Genomic DNA, 15,484 nt, shown 5'->3' on the forward strand with positions numbered 1-15,484 from the left:
TGGCGGGCTAGTAAGGTGGGTTTACAGGCGCGGGCCACACGGCACACGCCTACGAATGATGTGCAGCGCTACCTCAGGTGCTCCAGCGCCCGCTGATCAGCCGCTCGTTCAACAGCCCCGGCGCAATCGGCTGGGGGCGGCGGTTGAGGGCCTGAACCAGGTGCTGCAGTGCATCGTCCAGACGCTGTTCCAGTGCCGGAGCCAGTTGCGCACCGTTGTCGGTGTAGGCGATCTGGCTGTCATCGGCGAAAATTCCGTGCAGCATTTCCTGCGCCTTCAGCGCGGCCAGTACCGGCTTCAAGGCGTAATCCACCGCCAGCATGTGCGCACTGCTACCGCCGGTGGCGATGGGCAGCACCACCTTGTGGTGCAAGGCGCGCTCGGGCAGAACGTCGAGCAGCGTCTTCAGGGCCCCGGAGAACGAGGCCTTGTACACCGGGGTCGCGACCAGCAGGCCGTCGGCCAGCGCGATGTGCGCCTGCAATGCCTGGATCTGCGGGCTGTCGAAGCGGGCGAAGAGCAGATCCTCGGCGTTGAAATCGCGTACCTGATAGCTCACCACTTCGATGCCATGCGCCTGCAGCCAGCGCCGCGAGCGCTCGAGCAATACGTTCGAGCGCGATTTCTGGCTCGGGCTGCCGCCCAACAAAACCACCAACATGAGTGTTCCTTACTTGTTCGGCTGCGGTGTCAGGCGCAGGTAGGGTTTCACCGCGCGGTAGCCTTTCGGGAAGCGCTGCTTGATCTCGTCTTCATCCTTGAGCGAAGGCACGATCACCACCTCGTCGCCGTCCTGCCAATTGGCCGGGGTGGCCACCTTGTGGCTGTCGGTCAGCTGCAGCGAGTCGATCACGCGCAGGATCTCGTTGAAGTTGCGCCCGGTGCTCGCCGGATAGGTGATGGTCAGGCGCACCTTCTTGTTCGGATCGATGACGAACAGCGAGCGTACCGTCAGGGTGTCGTTGGCGTTCGGGTGAATCAGATCGTAGAGCTCGGAAACCTTGCGGTCGGCATCGGCGAGGATGGGGAAGTTGACCGCGGTGTTCTGCGTCTCGTTGATATCGCCGATCCATTTGACATGGGACTCCACCGGGTCAACCGACAGCGCAATGGCCTTCACGTTGCGCTTGGCGAATTCGTCCTTGAGCTTGGCGGTGAAACCCAGCTCGGTGGTGCACACCGGCGTGAAGTCGGCCGGGTGGGAAAACAGGATGCCCCACTGGTCGCCCAGCCATTCGTGGAAACGGATGCGGCCTTCGCTGGAGTCCTGTTCGAAATCGGGGGCGATGTCGCCAAGGCGGATGCTCATGCTGTTGCTCCTTCGGTGAGTCGTTGCGTGGCGCTCACTATGCTCAGGAACAGAAAATATTAAAAAGAATAAATAACGATTTATTTATTACTTATTTGACTATACGAATGGATCGACCTCACGCCGGGTGCCCGCCAGCCGCGCGCAGGAGCGAGCGCCCCGTCACCCTCGCAGCCGCGCCGGGTTGCCGAAGGCCGTGGCGCCGGCCGGCACGTCCCGGGTCACCACGCTGCCCGCGCCGATCAGCGCGTCATCGCCGATGCTCACGCCGGGCAGGATCAGCGCGCCGGCGCCGATCCAGACATTGCGGCCGATGGTCACCGGCCGGCCGAACTCGAGCCCGGACTCGCGCACGGCCGGGTCGCGCGGATGATCGGCGCTGAGGATCTGCACGCCAGGGCCGATCTGGGTCTTGTCACCGATGCTGACGGCGACCACGTCGAGAATCACGCAGTTGAAATTCATGAACACGTCGTTGCCCAGGCTGATGTTGAAGCCGTAGTCGCAATGAAACGGCGGACGCACCACCACGCCCGTGCCGACCGCGGCCAGGCGCTCGCCGAGCAGGCGTGTGCGCTCGGCCGCCGACAGCCCCAGCGCCATGTTGTAGCGGGCCAGCCAGGCGGCCGTCGCGGCGCTTTCGGCCTGTAGCTCCGGGTCGCTGGCCAGGTAAAGATCGCCGGCCAACATCTTGTGTTTTTCGCTGGTTGCCATGGCTAGGACTCCGCGGTGGGGTTCAGTACAGAACCCCGATCCGGCGGCGGGTTCCTGCCATCGGGCGAACAGCACTGCTCACGCACCGGGGCAGGTCAGGCAGAAATACCGCAGCGCCTGGGGTGTGCCGCTTGGCCAGAACCGTGGATAGCGTCTTGATCCTTGGCCTGCCGGAGCCCGTGCGGAGTGCTCGCCTGCAGGAGCGTCGACCCCGGCGCGATGCGATGGCGGCCATCCCACGAACCGTGTTACGGCCACCCATCGCCGCGGGGTCGCGGCTCCTACGCGTTTAACAGCGCCATAAAAAAACCGGGCCAAAGGCCCGGTAAAGATTCCACCACGAGGAAATCGCTACAACGCATGGGACCGGTACAGCTCGGTGAGCGCCTCGCCACGCAGATAGGCCAGTTCCGCCGCCCGGCGATCGCGCGGACGCGCCAGGGGCACGGCCAGTTCACGCTGCAGCCGGCTCGGCGTGCCGCCGAGGATCAGCACCCGGTCGCTGAGGTAGAAGGCCTCTTCGAGGTCGTGGGTGACCAGCAGCACGGCGATCTCGTAACGGGCGGCCAGTTCGCTGACCAGATCCTGCAGTTTCATGCGGGTGAAGGCATCCACCGCGCTGAAGGGTTCGTCGAGCAGCAGCACCTGAGGCTTGCCGTACAGCCCGCGGGCAATCGCCGCACGCTGGGCCATGCCGCCGGAGAGCTGCTTGGGCAGGGCATCGCCACGGCCAGCCAGGCCGACATCGCGGATCAACTGCTCGACCCAGGCCGCATCGGCCGCGCGCCCAGCGGCGAAACCGACGTTCTGCGCCACGTTCAGCCAGGGCATCAGCCGCGGCTCCTGGAACACCACGCCGATGCCATTGCCCTGGCCGAACTGCAGCAACGGATTGAGCTGCAATTGCCCCTGAAACGCCTTGTCCAGGCCGGCGGCAATGCGCAGCAAGGTGCTCTTGCCGCAACCGCTGGGGCCGAGCAGGCTGACGATTTCACCGGGCGCCAGGCTCAGGCTGACATCCTCGAGCACACGCAGCCCGGAGAAGGATTTACTGATGGACTGGAGATCGAGCAAGGCACTCATGGTCACTCCTCCCCGCCTTGAAAACTGTCCCGCCAGCTCAGCGCGCGACCTTCCCAGTACTTGAGCAGGCTGTCGCTCAGCTTGCCGAGCACGGCCAGCAGCAGAATCGCCGCGATCACCAGATCCGGGCGCGAGGTTTCCCGACCATCGCTGAGCAGGTAGCCCAGGCCACTGCTGGCGGCAATCAATTCGGCGGCCACCAGGAACATCCAGCTCAGGCTCAGGGCGCCGCGCAAACCGGTGAACAGGCTGGGCAGCGCGGCGGGTAGCAGAATGCGCCGCACCAGGGCCGCCTGGTTGAGGTTGTACAGGTGGCCCACTTCCACCAGTTTGCGATCGATGTTGCGAATGCCGGAGAGCAGCGCCAGGTACACCGGGAAGAACGCGCCCAAGGCGATCAGCACGATCTTGGGCGTTTCATCGATACCCAGCCAGAGCAGCAGCAGGGGCACCCAGGCCAGGCTGGGAATCGCCCGCAAGGCCTGGAAGGTCGGCTCCAGATAGGCTTCGGCGCGACGGCTGAGGCCGACCCAGGTGCCGATCAGGATGGCCAGGCCCGCGCCGATCACGAAACCGGCGGCCACCCTGAGCAGGCTGGCGGAGAGATGCCTCCACAGTTCGCCGCCCACGGCCAGCGCATAGAGCGTCTGCGCCACCTGGCTGGGCGCCGGCATCTGGTGCGCCGGCAGGATGGCGAAACGCACCAGGGCCTCGAGCAGCAGCAACACGGCCAGCGGCACGGCCCAGCCACGCAGGCCGCTGAGCCTGGGACGCCAGCGCGGCGAGCGCTCGGCCACGCGGCCGCGGGTCAGATCGAGCGAACCCATGCTCACTGGCCCGCTTTGGCCACGGCCGGCTGAATCACGCTGGCGGCCAGTTGCGGACTGATCAACTGCTCGACAGCCGCGACGACGTCGGTGCCGGGGCGTACCAATTGCTCTTCGAGCAGGATCGGCGCGGCGGCCTTGAGCGCGGCGATATGCTCGGGGCCTGGCAGCGGGTTGCTGAAATCGGTGCGCGACAGCTGCAGCCTGGCGACGTCCAGCGGCAGCTTGGCTTCCTCCGACAAGAGCTGCGCCAGGGCATCGGGATTGTCCAGCGCCCATTCGCGCGCTTGCTCGTAGGCACCGATCACCTGCTTGATCAGCTCCGGTTGCTGGGTGGCGAAGCGCTCGGTGACACTGAGCACGCCATAGCTGTTGAAATTCAGGTTGCGGTACAGCAGACGCGAGCCGGCCTGTACTTCGCTGGACGCCATGTGCGGGTCGAGACCCGCCCAGGCGTCCACGTCGCCGCGTTCCAGGGCGACACGTCCATCGGGGTGCTGCAGGTGCAGAATGCTCACGTCATTCTTGTCCAGCCCCACGCTCTGCAGGCTGCGCAACAGGAACAGGAAGGGATCGGTGCCCTTGGTCGCGGCCACTTTCTTACCCTTGAGATCGGCCAGCGTTTGGATCGGCGAATCCTTGGGCACGGCCAGGGCCGTCCATTCCGGGCGGCTGGCCACGTACACGGTCTTGATCGGGCTGCCATTGGCGCGGCTCAGCACCGCGGCGAGTCCGGCAGTCGAGGCGAAATCGATGCTGCCGCCATTGAGGTATTCGAGGGAGCGGTTACTGCCCTGGCTCAGCACCCATTTCACCGAAATACCCTGGGGGGCCAGGGCTTTTTCCAGGATGCCCTGCTGCTTGAGCACCAGGCTGGTCGGGGCATAGTAGGCATAGTCCAGGCGGACTTCCTTTGGCGCATCGGCCTGGGCGGCCAATGGCAGGAATACGGCGCATACGGCGGCCAGGCCGCGGCGCAGGCTGAAAGGAATCATGTTCATCTCCTGACGCAACGAAAGACCTTCCGGCCCGTTGGCGGGCGCAGTCAGGAGCGATGTAAAAAGGGCGAGGGAAGCCAGGCTCCGCCCCGCCCGAAAAGGTGTTACAGCAGCGGCAGGCTGTAGCTGACGATCAGACGGTTCTCGTCGGCATCGTTGGCGCTGGTGTTGCCACGCAGCGACGCATTGCGCCAGGAGAAACCCAGGCCTTTGAGCGAGCCTTCCTGGACGCTGTAGTCGAGGCGGAAATCACGCTCCCATTCCTTGCGGTCGCCCTGGGCGCCACCGTCGATATTGCTGCCGGACAGATAGGTCACGAGCGCCTTCAAACCGGGGACACCGACCTTGCCGAAGTCGTAGCCGTACTCGGCCAGCCAGGTGCGCTCGCCGGCGCTGAGGAACTTGCCGATCTGCCGGTCGGTGATCAGGTAGGCGGTGGAACCGTCACCCTGGTTGAGGAACGGGAAGGCGCTGTCGCCGGACACCTGCTGGTAGCCAGCGCTCAACGAGTGGCCTTCCAGGCTGTAGGTGAACAGGGCGCTCCAGGTACGGTTGTCGACTTCACCATCGAAGCCCGGCTTGCCAGTGCTGACGTAGCCTTCTGCACGACCGGCGGCATTGCCGTTCTTGCCGTCGGAGCCGCTGTCGAAATAGCGCAGATCGGTTTTCAGGCTACCGGCGGGCAACGCTAGGTTATGTACCAGACCGACGAAGTGTTGCTTGTAGAAATCGTCCAGGTTGCCGTAGTAGTACTGCGCGGTCAGATCCTTGGTGATCTTGTAGTCGCCACCGGCGTAGTAGAACTTGTTGGTGTCGGCACTGGCCGCGGCACCGCCGATGCGCAGGCCGATATCGTCGGTCGAGGAGCGGGTCTTGGTGTGTTCCAGTTGACCGGCGGTGAGGGTCAGGCCGTCGATCTCGCTGGAGGTGATCTGCCCGCCCTCGAACAGTTGCGGCAGCAGGCGGCCGTCGTTGAAGTTAACCACCGGCAGTTTCGGCTGCAGAGTACCCAGGCGCAATTCGGTCTTGGACAGACGCAGTTTGGCGGTGGCGCCGGCCTTGCTGTAATCATCCACGGCGCTGCCGTCGCTTTCCAGGGGGAACAGCGCGCCCGGAGTGCGATCACGGCCCACCTTGGTATTTCTGCCACCGGAATCCAGGCGCAGGCCATACAGGCCGATCACATCGACGCCCACCCCCACGGTGCCCTCGGTGAAACCGGACTGGTAGTTGAAGATGAAACCCTGGCCCCACTCGTTCGCCTCGCCATTGTTGTTGGCGGTGTTCTTGGTGTTCAGGTCGTAATAGAAATTGCGCAGGTCGAGCTTGGCCGTGCTGTCTTCGATAAAGCCGGCCGCACCGGCCTGTTGGGCCAGGGTGGCGACGGTGACGGCCAGGGCCAATGTGGACTTGTTCATGCGGGTGTGCTCCAGAGCGTGATCCATCGTGAGCCGGCCGATGCGCGGGCCGTACTCGGTAAAGACGGTTATGTGTAGGCGAAAGCAAGGCTAAGCCAAGGCTTATAAAACTAAAAAGAATCAATAATTACTAATAAATTACATTTTAGAATATGCATGCCGGGCCTGGCAGCCATGGCCGAACGGGCAGGGCGCGCAGCGCGGATGGGCGGCCTCAGAACAGGCCGAGCTGGCCGCCGATCAGGGTGCTGAAGTCATCGTCGACGAACGGCAGGATGGCATCGGCGACCGGCTGCAACTGACGGGTCAGGTAGTGTTCGTAGTCGATCGGCGCCCGGCGCACCTCCAGCGGCTCCGGTCCGGCGACGCTGATCACGTAGCTGATCCAGCCACCGCGCTGGTACTGCCGGGGCCGGCCCTGTTCATCGTTGTAGGCATCGGCCAGACGGGCCGCACGCACATGCGGCGGCACGTTGCGCTGGTAGTCGTCCAGGCGCCGGCGCAGGCGCTTGCGGTAGACCAGGCGCTCATCGAACTCGCCCGCCAGGGTGCGGCGTACGTAGTCGCGCACGTAGGCCTGATACGGCTGGCGGCGGAAGATGCGCAGGTACAGCTCCTGCTGGAACTGCTGGGCCAGGGGCGACCAGTCGCTGCGCACCGTTTCCAGACCCTTGTAGACCATCTCCTCGCGGCCATCGGCGTGCTGGATCAGGCCGGCATAGCGCTTCTTGCTGCCCTCCTCGGCGCCGCGAATGGTGGGCATCAGAAAACGGCTGAAGTGGGTTTCGAACTGCAGCTCCAGGGCGCTGTGCAGACCGAACGCGTCGCGCAGGTGCTCGCGCCACCACTGGTTGACCCGCTGCACCAGGGCACGGCCGATGCGCTCGGCCTCGTCCTGGGAATGGGCCCGCCGCAACCAGACGAAGGTGGAGTCGGTATCGCCGTAGATCACCGCGTGGCCCTCGGCCTCGATCAGGGCGCGGGTGCGGCGCATCACTTCGTGCCCGCGCAGGGTGATCGACGAGGCCAGGCGCGGATCGAAGAAGCGGCAGCCGCTCGACCCGAGCACCCCGTAGAAGGCGTTCATGATGATCTTCAGCGCCTGGGACAAGGGCGCATTGCCCTCGCGCTTGGCCGTCTCGCGCCCCTGCCACACGCGCTCGACGATGGCCGGCAGGCAATGCCGCGTACGCGAGAAGCGCGCGCCGCGAAAGCCCGCGACCGAGCTGGCGTCATCCGGTGTGCGCAGGCCCTCCACCAACCCCACCGGGTCGATCAGAAAGGTGCGGATCAGCGACGGATACAGGCTCTTGTAGTCCAGCACCAGCACCGACTCGTACAGCCCTGGCCGCGAGTCCATGACGAAACCGCCGGGGCTGGCCTCCGCCTGCCGCTCGCCGAGGTTGGGCGCGACGAACCCCAGGCGGTGCATCAGCGGCATGTACAGGTGGACGAAGGCCGCCACCGAACCGCCGCTGCGGTCGACGGGCAGGCCGGTGACCGTGGCGCGCTCGAGCAGGAAGGTGAGCAGTTCGGTCTTGGCGAAGATGCGCGTCACCAGTTCGCAATCCTTGAGGTTGTAGCGGGCCAGGGCCGGCTTGTCCTCGGCGAACATGCGATTGATCTCGTCCATGCGCTGGTAGGGTGTGCTGATGTCCTTGCCTTCGCCGAGCAGGGTCTGGGCGACGTGCTCCAGGCTGAAGGAGGGGAAGCTCCAGGTCGCCGAGCGCAGCGCCTCGATGCCATCGATGATCAGGCGTCCCGGCGCGCTGGCGAAGAAATGCTGCTTGGCGCCGTGCTCGCGCCAGCCCAGGGGCTCGCCGCCGCGGCCCAGACGCAGCGGCACCTGCAGGCGCTGCGCGTGTTCCTGCAGCACGCGCAGATCGAACTGCACCAGGTTCCAGCCGATGATGGCGTCCGGGTCGTGCAGCGCCAGCCACTGGTTCAGCGCCTCGAGCAGCTCGCCACGGGTATCGCGGTAGTCGAGGGCGAAGTCCACCGCCGTGTCCTTGTTCGGCGGCCCGAGCATGTACACCTGGCGCTGGCCGCAGCCTTCCAGCGCGATGGAGTACAGCTCGCCCTTGGCCGTGGTCTCGATATCCAGAGACACCAGCTTCAGGCGCGGCCGGTAATCCGGCGTCGGCTTCATCTGCGCATCGATCAGCACGCCGTCATCGGCCGGGGTACCGCCGAACAGCACCGGCGCGGTGATGAAGCGCTCCATCAGGTAACGCTCCGGCGGCCGCACATCGGCCTCGTAGACGTCGACCCCGGCCTGGCGCAGGCGCTGCTCGAGGTTGATCAACTGGCGGTGCTGGCGGCAGTACAGGCCCAGCACCGGGCGATGGCGGAAATCGCATAGCGCCAGCGGGCGCAGTTCGACGCCCTGCTCGCCATGCAGCAGCGCCTCGGCGCGGGCGCGCTGCTCGGCGGCGATAAAGGCCACCGAGGTCTGCAGCGGCAGGCGAACGCGCCGCGGGCCAGTGTCGGTCGACAGCCAGAATTCGACCTGGGTACCGGCCGCCGTATCGCGCCAGTGCCGGGTCAGGACGAAGCCCCGCTGTAGATCCACCCCTGTCACCTCAAAGCCGTTTCAGGACGCGATCTTACCGCGCCTCGCCGCCGGAGCAGCCGTTAAGCTTCAAGCGGCAAGTTAAAAGCGGTTCAGGCGTAACACCGATACGTTTCTGGCTTCTGGCTTGAAGCTTGAAGCTTGCGACTTCCCCTTCCCTATCGCCGTATATTTTTGTATATAGCGTTACCGCGGACGCTACGCCGCCCGCTTTCCGTGCCACTCAGGAGCTGTCCATGCGCACTCGCCTCGTTCGTCCGTTGTTCGTCCTTTGCGCCACCCTCGCCATGGCCGGTAACGCCCTGGCCGAGCAGGTCCAGGTGGCGGTCGCCGCCAACTTCACCGCGCCGATCCAGGCCATCGCCAGCGAATTCGAGAAAGACACCGGGCACAGCGTGCAGGCCGTCTACGGCGCCACCGGACAGTTCTATGCGCAGATCAGCAACGGCGCGCCCTTCGAGGTGTTCCTCGCCGCCGACGACAGCACCCCGGCCAAGCTGGAAGAGGAAGGCCAGATCGTCGAAGGCTCGCGCTTCACCTATGCCATCGGCACCCTGGTGCTGTGGTCGGCCAAGGAAGGCTACGTCGACGATAAAGGCGCCGTCCTGAAACAGGGCGACTTCAAGCACCTGTCCATCGCCAACCCGAAAGCCGCGCCCTATGGCCTGGCGGCCACCCAGACCTTGGACAAACTGGGCCTGAGCGACTCGCTGCGCAGCAAGATCGTCGAAGGCCAGAACATCACCCAGGCGCTGCAGTTCGTGTCCACCGGCAATGCCGAGCTCGGTTTCGTCGCCCTGTCCCAGGTGTACAAGGACGGCCAGATCACCGGCGGTTCGGCCTGGATCGTGCCGGAGGACATGCACGAGCCGATCCGTCAGGACGCCGTCATCCTCAACAAGGGCGCCAACAACCCCGCCGCCACCGCGCTGGTCGACTACCTGAAGGGGCCGAAGGCCGCCGCCATCATCAAGGCTTACGGCTACCAGCTCTAAAATAAGCCGATCAAGCGCGCTGGAGGCCGGACGCGGAACAATTTCGCTCAGCCTCCAGCGCCTTTCTCGTCTTTTACCTCTCAAAGGCTGTCCCCATGCCACTGGGCCCCAACGACTTCGCTGCGATCCTCCTGACCCTGGAGCTGGCCAGCCTGACCACCGTGCTGTTGCTGCTGGTCGGCACGCCCATCGCCTGGTGGCTGTCGCGCACCGACTCCTGGCTCAAGCGGCCCATCGGTGCCATCGTCGCCCTACCGCTGGTGCTGCCGCCGACGGTGATCGGTTTCTACCTGCTGATCAGCATGGGGCCCAACGGTTTCTTCGGCCAACTGACCCAGAGCCTGGGCCTCGGCACCCTGACCTTCACCTTCGCCGGCCTGGTGATCGGCTCGGTGTTCTACTCCCTGCCGTTCGTCGTGCAGCCGCTGCAGAACGCCTTCGAAGCCATTGGCCGGGCGCCCCTGGAGGCCGCCGCGACCCTGCGTGCCGGGCCCTGGGATGCCTTCTTCAGCGTGGTCCTGCCACTGGCCAGGCCGGGCTTCCTCACCGCCGCGATTCTCGGGTTTGCCCACACCGTCGGCGAATTCGGCGTGGTGCTGATGATCGGCGGCAACATTCCCGGCAAGACCCAGGTGGCCTCGGTGCAGATCTACAACCATGTGGAAACCATGGAGTACGCCCAGGCCCACTGGCTGGCCGGCGGCATGGTGCTGTTCTCGTTCCTGGTGCTGCTGGCGCTGTACTCCACCGGTCGCCGCGGCCATAAGGCCTGGTCATGAACGACGCACGGATCCACGCCCGCTTCAGGCTCGCTCATCCCGGTTTCACTCTGGACGTCGACCTGCAACTGCCCGGCCGCGGCATCACCGCGCTGTTCGGCCATTCCGGTTCGGGCAAGACCAGTTGCCTGCGCTGTTTCGCCGGGCTCGAGCAGCCGGCCGAGGGGCATCTGCAGGTCAATGGCGAATGCTGGCAGGACAGCGGCCGCGGCGTCTGGCTGCCGGCCCATCGGCGTCCGGTCGGCTATGTATTCCAGGATGCCAACCTGTTCCCCCACCTCACCGTGCAGGGCAATCTGCAGTACGGCCTCAAGCGCATCGCGGCGGCCGAGCGGCGCGTGCCTCTCGAGCAGGCCGTCGCCCTGCTGGGTATCGAACACCTGCTGCAGCGCCTGCCGGATCGGCTCTCCGGCGGCGAGCGCCAGCGCGTCGGCATGGCCCGCGCCCTGCTCACCAGCCCCAGGCTGCTGCTGATGGACGAGCCACTGGCGGCACTCGACCTCAAGCGCAAGCAGGAAGTGCTGCCCTATCTGGAACGCCTGCATGACGAGCTGGAAATCCCGATTCTCTACGTCAGCCACTCGCCGGACGAAGTCGCCCGGCTGGCCGACCACTTGGTGGTGCTGGACGACGGCCGGGTACAGGCCGCCGGGCCGCTGAAGGAAACCCTGATCCGCAGCGACCTGCCGTTCATCTTCGAAGACGACGCCGAGGCGGTGATCGAAGGCCGGGTGGAGCGCCACGACGCCGGCTACGGCCTGCTCGACATCAGCCTGGCCGGCAGCGCCAGCAGCCTGAGGCTGGCCCATGCGCCACTGCCGCCAGGGCGACGGGTGCGGATCAAGGTCAAGGCCCGCGATGTCAGCCTCGGCTTGCAGCAGGCCCAGGACAGCAGTGTCCTCAACCTGTTGCCGGCCAGGGTCGAACGGTGGTTCGAGCTGCCCAACCCGGCGCACCGCCTGGTCGAACTGCGGGTCGGCGACGAACGCATCATCGCCCGCATCACCCGCTATTCCTTCGACCAGTTGGGCATCCAGGCCGGACAGGCGCTGTGGGCGCAGATCAAATCGGTATCGCTGCTGGCGTCCTGACCCTTGATAGGGTGGGTTACGGCGCAACCGAACCTGTGTCGTATTCGCCAGCGTAACAAGCGCCTCACCCAGCCTACGGCAAGCCAGCCAGCAGTAGGATGGGTGAAACCCATCAATTTCCGATGAGGCTCATCTGCGCGGCCCGCCCCATCCTACGTAGCTGACCCTTGGTAGATACCGTCTTGATCCTTGGCCTGCAAGAGCCCGTTCGCAGGAGCGTCGCCCCCGGCGCGATGCGAGGGCGGTCATGCTGAAGAATCGCGGTATGTCCACGATTCGCGGCTCCCACACGAATGTGGCCATTCTGCGCGCTTAGAGCTGAGCCCGACGAACGTCTCGACAGGAACGCTATCCTTGCGTAGCCCGGGTCGAGCGCAGCGACACCCGGGAAATCCCCCAGGCTCCGCTGTCGTGATGAAACAGCAAAGTTGCTTACGACGCCGCCAGTACCGGCGCCCGGGCCTCGGCACGCCTTAGCAGTTCGCGCAGGGCGGCGAGCTGTGTTGCATCGCCATCGTCGAGCAATTGCTCGAGCGCATGTTCGATGCGTTTCAACGGCGGTGCCGCCGGCAGGTTGAGGTGTTGCACATCGATCTCATCGGCACCGGAGACCAGCAACGCGAAGTGCACCACGTTCTCCAGTTCACGGGTGTTGCCCGGCCAGTCGTGGCGCTCGAGCACGGCCTGGGCGGCGAGGCTGATACCAGGCAGCGGCAGACGCAGGCGCTGGGCGTAGATGCCGAGAAAATACTCCGCCAGGGGCAATACATCGCCGACCCGCTCGCGCAGCGGCGGCAACTCCAGGCGGCCATCGCTGAGGTAATGGGCCAGGCGCTCGTCGAACTTGCCGGCGGCCACCGCCTGCCACAGGTCGATACTGGTGGCGGCCACCAGGCGCACATCCACCGGCGTCGCCTGCGAAGCCCCGACGCGCAGGGCCTCGCCGGTCTCCAGCACGCTGAGCAGTTGCGCCTGCAAGGGCAGCGGCAGGTCACCGATCTCATCGAGGTACAGGGTGCCGCCATTGGCCGAGCCGACCCAGCCGGCACGGCTGCTGGGCGCGCCCTGGTGGGCACCGGCGGCATAACCGAACAGCTCGGCCTCGGCATGGTTGGGGCTCAGGCCGCTGCAACTGAGCGCGACGAACAAGCCCGGCCGCTCACTGGCCCGGTGGATGTGCCGGGCCAGCAGTTCCTTGCCGGTGCCGGTCTCGCCCTGGATCAGGATGGGCACCGGCAGGTCGGCCAGGCGCTCGACCTCGGCGCGCAGGCGGCGTGTGCGCGGATCGATGAACACCAGGGCCTTGGCGCGGATGCTCAGGGGGCTCTTTTCCGCATCGGGAAAGATCAGCAGCGACTGATCGCCAGCCGATGACAGGTCCATAAAACACTCTCTATATAGCGTCAGGCCGCATGCGGCCTCCGTTGAAAAAATGCGTGCCTGAACGCTGCCGCTCAGGCGCGTCGGCGCTGCTGCTGTTCGATACGGTTCTGCAGGCGGTAGAGGTAGGCGAAGCCCTGCTCCCAGCGCTGGTGACCGGACTTCACATTGATATGCCCGGCGCCACTGAGCAGGGCCGCCTCGCTGCCCCAGTCGCGGGCCAGTTCGATGGCGCGCGCGGCGCTGGCGGCCGAATCGTTGTCGGAACCGACCAACTGGCTGGGAAACGGCAGCAGGTGCCGGGGAATCGGCGCGAAGTTCTGCAAGGCCGGCGGGCAGTTGGCGCGCTGCACATCCGCCGGTGCGACCAGCAAGGCGCCGAGTACCCGGCGTAGCGACGCCACGGGCGCCTGCGCCGCCCAGTGGGCGACCGTCACGCAGCCCAGGCTGTGAGCGATCAGGATCGCTGGCCGCGGGTCGGCGCTCACCTGTTCTTCCAGCGCCGCCACCCACTCCTCGCGACGCGGCGTCAGCCAGTCCTTCTGCTCGACCCGCGCGCTGTTCGGCAGGCTGCGCTGCCAGTGGCTCTGCCAATGATCGTCGGCCGAGCCCTGCCAGCCCGGCACGATCACGTATCGAATCGCTTCACTGCGCATCACCGCGCCTCCTCTATATGCGTTGTCGGCAGTGTAGAAGGCCATGAACGATACTAAAAAGAATAAGAACTTATTTGCTTATTCCGCATAAGCAAATAACAACGCGCGACAAGGGCAAAATAGATATATATCCAAAAGAGATATAAATGTTCTTAAACAGTATTTTTAAGAATATTTCAGGTTCCCTAATATCCGCTCCACGCCCCACAGCCGACAGCCGTCGCATAAAGAACGAGGGCAAGGAGCCTTAGCCATGACCGCAACCCTCCGCAACCTGGAAGGCCAGGATGAAGCCACCATCCTGCGCGAAATCCACAGTGCCCTGCACGGCCTGAAGTTCGGCTCGGTGGAAATCACCGTGCACAACGGCCAGGTGGTGCAGATCGAGCGCAAGGAAAAATTCCGCCTGCAGCAGTCCGGCAACAAGAACACCTGACGCCAGCTGGTATCGTCAACCCGACAACGGGAACAGTGTGAGATGACCCCCAGCATGAACAGGTACCGCTACTGTCGATGTAATCCACGAATGCCGGGCTGAGACTCGGCATCGAAAAACAAGCCCAACACGCCAACACCGTATTCAGTATCGAGGAGTTACCCATGTCCATTCGCCGTTTCGCACTCGCTGCCATCGCCAGCGCCCTGGTCGCCGGCCCGGTCGCGGCCCAGACCCTGCTCAACGTGTCCTACGACCCGACCCGCGAGCTGTATGTCGAATTCAACAAGGCCTTCAACAAGCACTGGCAGGAACAAGGCAACGAAGCCCTGACCATCCAGCAGTCCCACGGTGGCTCGGGCAAACAGGCCCGTGCGGTGATCGACGGCCTGCAGGCCGACGTGGTGACCCTGGCGCTGTCCGGCGACATCGACGCGATCAACCTGAACCAGGAGCTGATCGATCCGAAATGGCAGTCCCGCCTGGCCGACAACAGCACCCCCTACACCTCGACCATCGTCTTCCTGGTGCGCAAGGGCAATCCGAAAGGCATCAAGGACTGGGACGACCTGGTCAAGGATGGCGTCGAAATCATCACCCCGAACCCGAAAACCTCCGGCGGTGCACGCTGGAACTTCCTCGCCGCCTGGGCTTACGCCAAGAAAAAATACGGCAGCGACGAAAAGGCCCTGGAATACGTGACCGAGTTGTACCGTCACGCGCCGGTTCTCGACACCGGCGCCCGTGGTTCGACCATCAGCTTCGTGCAGCGTGGCCTGGGCGACGTGCTGCTGGCCTGGGAAAACGAAGCCTACCTGTCGCTGGCCGAGGAGGGCGGCGACCAGCTGGAAATCGTCACCCCGTCGCTGTCCATCCTCGCCGAGCCGCCGGTGGCGGTGGTCGACAAGAACGTCGACCGCAAGGGCACCCGCAAGGCCGCCGAAGCCTACCTGCAGTACCTGTACAGCGAAGAAGGCCAGCGCATCGCGGCGAAGCACTTCTACCGTCCGCGTAACGCTGAAGTGGCCGCCGAGTTCAAGGATCAGTTCCAGGACCTGGAGCTGGTCACCATCGACAAGGACTTCGGTGGCTGGGCCTCCGCACAGCCCAAGTACTTCGACGACGGCGGCGTGTTCGACGACATCTTCAAGAAGATCAACCAGTAAGTTCAGCCTGACCGACGAAGCCCGCCACTCCTGAAGGAGTGGCGGGCTTCGCTCTGCGGA

Annotated in this window: 15 protein-coding genes; 5 read left to right on the plus strand and 10 right to left on the minus strand. The window is 65.0% G+C overall.

The genetic code is table 11. From position 1 onward, the window contains the following. Nucleotides 1-73 precede the first annotated feature (73 nt). From ssuE to DNK34_RS11575, 8 genes are all read right to left on the minus strand, one after another. Nucleotides 74-661, minus strand: coding sequence for an NADPH-dependent FMN reductase (gene ssuE / locus DNK34_RS11540; protein WP_131175332.1), 588 nt, complete (start codon nt 659-661; stop codon nt 74-76). 9 nt (nt 662-670) lie between these two features. After that, entirely contained in the window at nt 671-1,309 is a 639-nt protein-coding gene (locus DNK34_RS11545; protein WP_131175333.1) for a peroxiredoxin, read from the minus strand. A gap of 162 nt (nt 1,310-1,471) precedes the next feature. Further along, a complete protein-coding gene (locus DNK34_RS11550; RefSeq protein WP_131175334.1) occupies nt 1,472-2,023 on the minus strand; it encodes a sugar O-acetyltransferase in 552 nt (183 codons plus the stop codon). A gap of 351 nt (nt 2,024-2,374) precedes the next feature. Further along, nucleotides 2,375-3,106 (minus strand): ABC transporter ATP-binding protein, encoded by a 732-nt coding sequence (locus tag DNK34_RS11555; RefSeq protein WP_131175335.1) that lies wholly within the window; start codon nt 3,104-3,106, stop codon nt 2,375-2,377. 2 nt (nt 3,107-3,108) lie between these two features. Continuing rightward, on the minus strand, nt 3,109-3,933 hold the full coding sequence (locus DNK34_RS11560; RefSeq protein ID WP_411269306.1) for an ABC transporter permease: 825 nt from the start codon (nt 3,931-3,933) through the stop codon (nt 3,109-3,111). 2 nt (nt 3,934-3,935) lie between these two features. Then, nucleotides 3,936-4,928: an aliphatic sulfonate ABC transporter substrate-binding protein gene (locus DNK34_RS11565; RefSeq protein ID WP_131175337.1), complete on the minus strand. Its 993-nt coding sequence runs from the start codon at nt 4,926-4,928 to the stop codon at nt 3,936-3,938. Between the two features lie 107 nt (nt 4,929-5,035). After that, nucleotides 5,036-6,349 carry an OprD family porin gene (locus DNK34_RS11570; protein WP_131175338.1) on the minus strand — a complete coding sequence of 438 codons (1,314 nt, stop codon included), beginning with the start codon at nt 6,347-6,349 and terminating at the stop codon, nt 5,036-5,038. A 214-nt stretch (nt 6,350-6,563) separates the two neighbouring features. Then, entirely contained in the window at nt 6,564-8,921 is a 2,358-nt protein-coding gene (locus DNK34_RS11575; protein ID WP_131175339.1) for a DNA polymerase II, read from the minus strand. Nucleotides 8,922-9,157: 236 nt separating this feature from the next. Between DNK34_RS11575 and modA the strand changes: the two genes are divergently transcribed. The 3 genes from modA to modC all read left to right on the plus strand — a co-directional run bounded on the left by modA (nt 9,158) and on the right by modC (nt 11,786). Continuing rightward, nucleotides 9,158-9,916: a molybdate ABC transporter substrate-binding protein gene (modA, locus tag DNK34_RS11580; RefSeq protein WP_131175340.1), complete on the plus strand. Its 759-nt coding sequence runs from the start codon at nt 9,158-9,160 to the stop codon at nt 9,914-9,916. A gap of 95 nt (nt 9,917-10,011) precedes the next feature. Then, nucleotides 10,012-10,695 carry a molybdate ABC transporter permease subunit gene (gene modB, locus DNK34_RS11585; protein WP_131175341.1) on the plus strand — a complete coding sequence of 228 codons (684 nt, stop codon included), beginning with the start codon at nt 10,012-10,014 and terminating at the stop codon, nt 10,693-10,695. Next, on the plus strand, nt 10,692-11,786 hold the full coding sequence (gene modC / locus DNK34_RS11590; RefSeq protein WP_131175342.1) for a molybdenum ABC transporter ATP-binding protein: 1,095 nt from the start codon (nt 10,692-10,694) through the stop codon (nt 11,784-11,786). The genes modB and modC overlap by 4 nt, the downstream gene beginning before the upstream one ends. 432 nt (nt 11,787-12,218) lie before the next feature. On the opposite strand, the gene DNK34_RS11595 is transcribed toward modC, so the two are convergent. Both DNK34_RS11595 and DNK34_RS11600 read right to left on the minus strand, forming a co-directional pair. Further along, nucleotides 12,219-13,169: a sigma 54-interacting transcriptional regulator gene (locus DNK34_RS11595; RefSeq protein ID WP_131175343.1), complete on the minus strand. Its 951-nt coding sequence runs from the start codon at nt 13,167-13,169 to the stop codon at nt 12,219-12,221. 71 nt (nt 13,170-13,240) lie between these two features. Continuing rightward, nucleotides 13,241-13,822: an alpha/beta hydrolase gene (locus DNK34_RS11600; protein ID WP_131175344.1), complete on the minus strand. Its 582-nt coding sequence runs from the start codon at nt 13,820-13,822 to the stop codon at nt 13,241-13,243. A 253-nt stretch (nt 13,823-14,075) separates the two neighbouring features. Here DNK34_RS11600 and oscA point away from each other — a divergent pair, with 253 nt between their 5' ends. Next, nucleotides 14,076-14,258, plus strand: coding sequence for a sulfur starvation response protein OscA (gene oscA / locus DNK34_RS11605; protein ID WP_131175345.1), 183 nt, complete (start codon nt 14,076-14,078; stop codon nt 14,256-14,258). A 164-nt stretch (nt 14,259-14,422) separates the two neighbouring features. After that, nucleotides 14,423-15,424, plus strand: a complete 1,002-nt coding sequence (locus DNK34_RS11610) for a sulfate ABC transporter substrate-binding protein (protein ID WP_131175346.1) — start codon at nt 14,423-14,425, stop codon at nt 15,422-15,424. Nucleotides 15,425-15,484: the final 60 nt, after the last annotated feature.

Origin of the sequence: Phytopseudomonas dryadis, assembly GCF_004327355.1 — a bacterium.
GTDB classification, from domain to species: Bacteria; Pseudomonadota; Gammaproteobacteria; order Pseudomonadales; family Pseudomonadaceae; genus Aquipseudomonas; species Aquipseudomonas dryadis.

Excerpts from the sequence above, each read along its gene's own strand:
- ssuE (WP_131175332.1), bottom strand. The coding sequence starts at position 661 with ATGTTGGTGGTTTTGTTGGGCGGCAGCCCGAGCCAGAAATCGCGCTCG.
- DNK34_RS11545 (WP_131175333.1), bottom strand. The coding sequence starts at position 1,309 with ATGAGCATCCGCCTTGGCGACATCGCCCCCGATTTCGAACAGGACTCC.
- DNK34_RS11550 (WP_131175334.1), bottom strand. The coding sequence starts at position 2,023 with ATGGCAACCAGCGAAAAACACAAGATGTTGGCCGGCGATCTTTACCTG.
- DNK34_RS11555 (WP_131175335.1), bottom strand. The coding sequence starts at position 3,106 with ATGAGTGCCTTGCTCGATCTCCAGTCCATCAGTAAATCCTTCTCCGGG.
- DNK34_RS11560 (WP_411269306.1), bottom strand. The coding sequence starts at position 3,933 with ATGGGTTCGCTCGATCTGACCCGCGGCCGCGTGGCCGAGCGCTCGCCG.
- DNK34_RS11565 (WP_131175337.1), bottom strand. The coding sequence starts at position 4,928 with ATGATTCCTTTCAGCCTGCGCCGCGGCCTGGCCGCCGTATGCGCCGTA.
- DNK34_RS11570 (WP_131175338.1), bottom strand. The coding sequence starts at position 6,349 with ATGAACAAGTCCACATTGGCCCTGGCCGTCACCGTCGCCACCCTGGCC.
- modA (WP_131175340.1), top strand. The coding sequence starts at position 9,158 with ATGCGCACTCGCCTCGTTCGTCCGTTGTTCGTCCTTTGCGCCACCCTC.
- modB (WP_131175341.1), top strand. The coding sequence starts at position 10,012 with ATGCCACTGGGCCCCAACGACTTCGCTGCGATCCTCCTGACCCTGGAG.
- modC (WP_131175342.1), top strand. The coding sequence starts at position 10,692 with ATGAACGACGCACGGATCCACGCCCGCTTCAGGCTCGCTCATCCCGGT.
- DNK34_RS11595 (WP_131175343.1), bottom strand. The coding sequence starts at position 13,169 with ATGGACCTGTCATCGGCTGGCGATCAGTCGCTGCTGATCTTTCCCGAT.
- DNK34_RS11600 (WP_131175344.1), bottom strand. The coding sequence starts at position 13,822 with ATGCGCAGTGAAGCGATTCGATACGTGATCGTGCCGGGCTGGCAGGGC.
- oscA (WP_131175345.1), top strand. The coding sequence starts at position 14,076 with ATGACCGCAACCCTCCGCAACCTGGAAGGCCAGGATGAAGCCACCATC.
- DNK34_RS11610 (WP_131175346.1), top strand. The coding sequence starts at position 14,423 with ATGTCCATTCGCCGTTTCGCACTCGCTGCCATCGCCAGCGCCCTGGTC.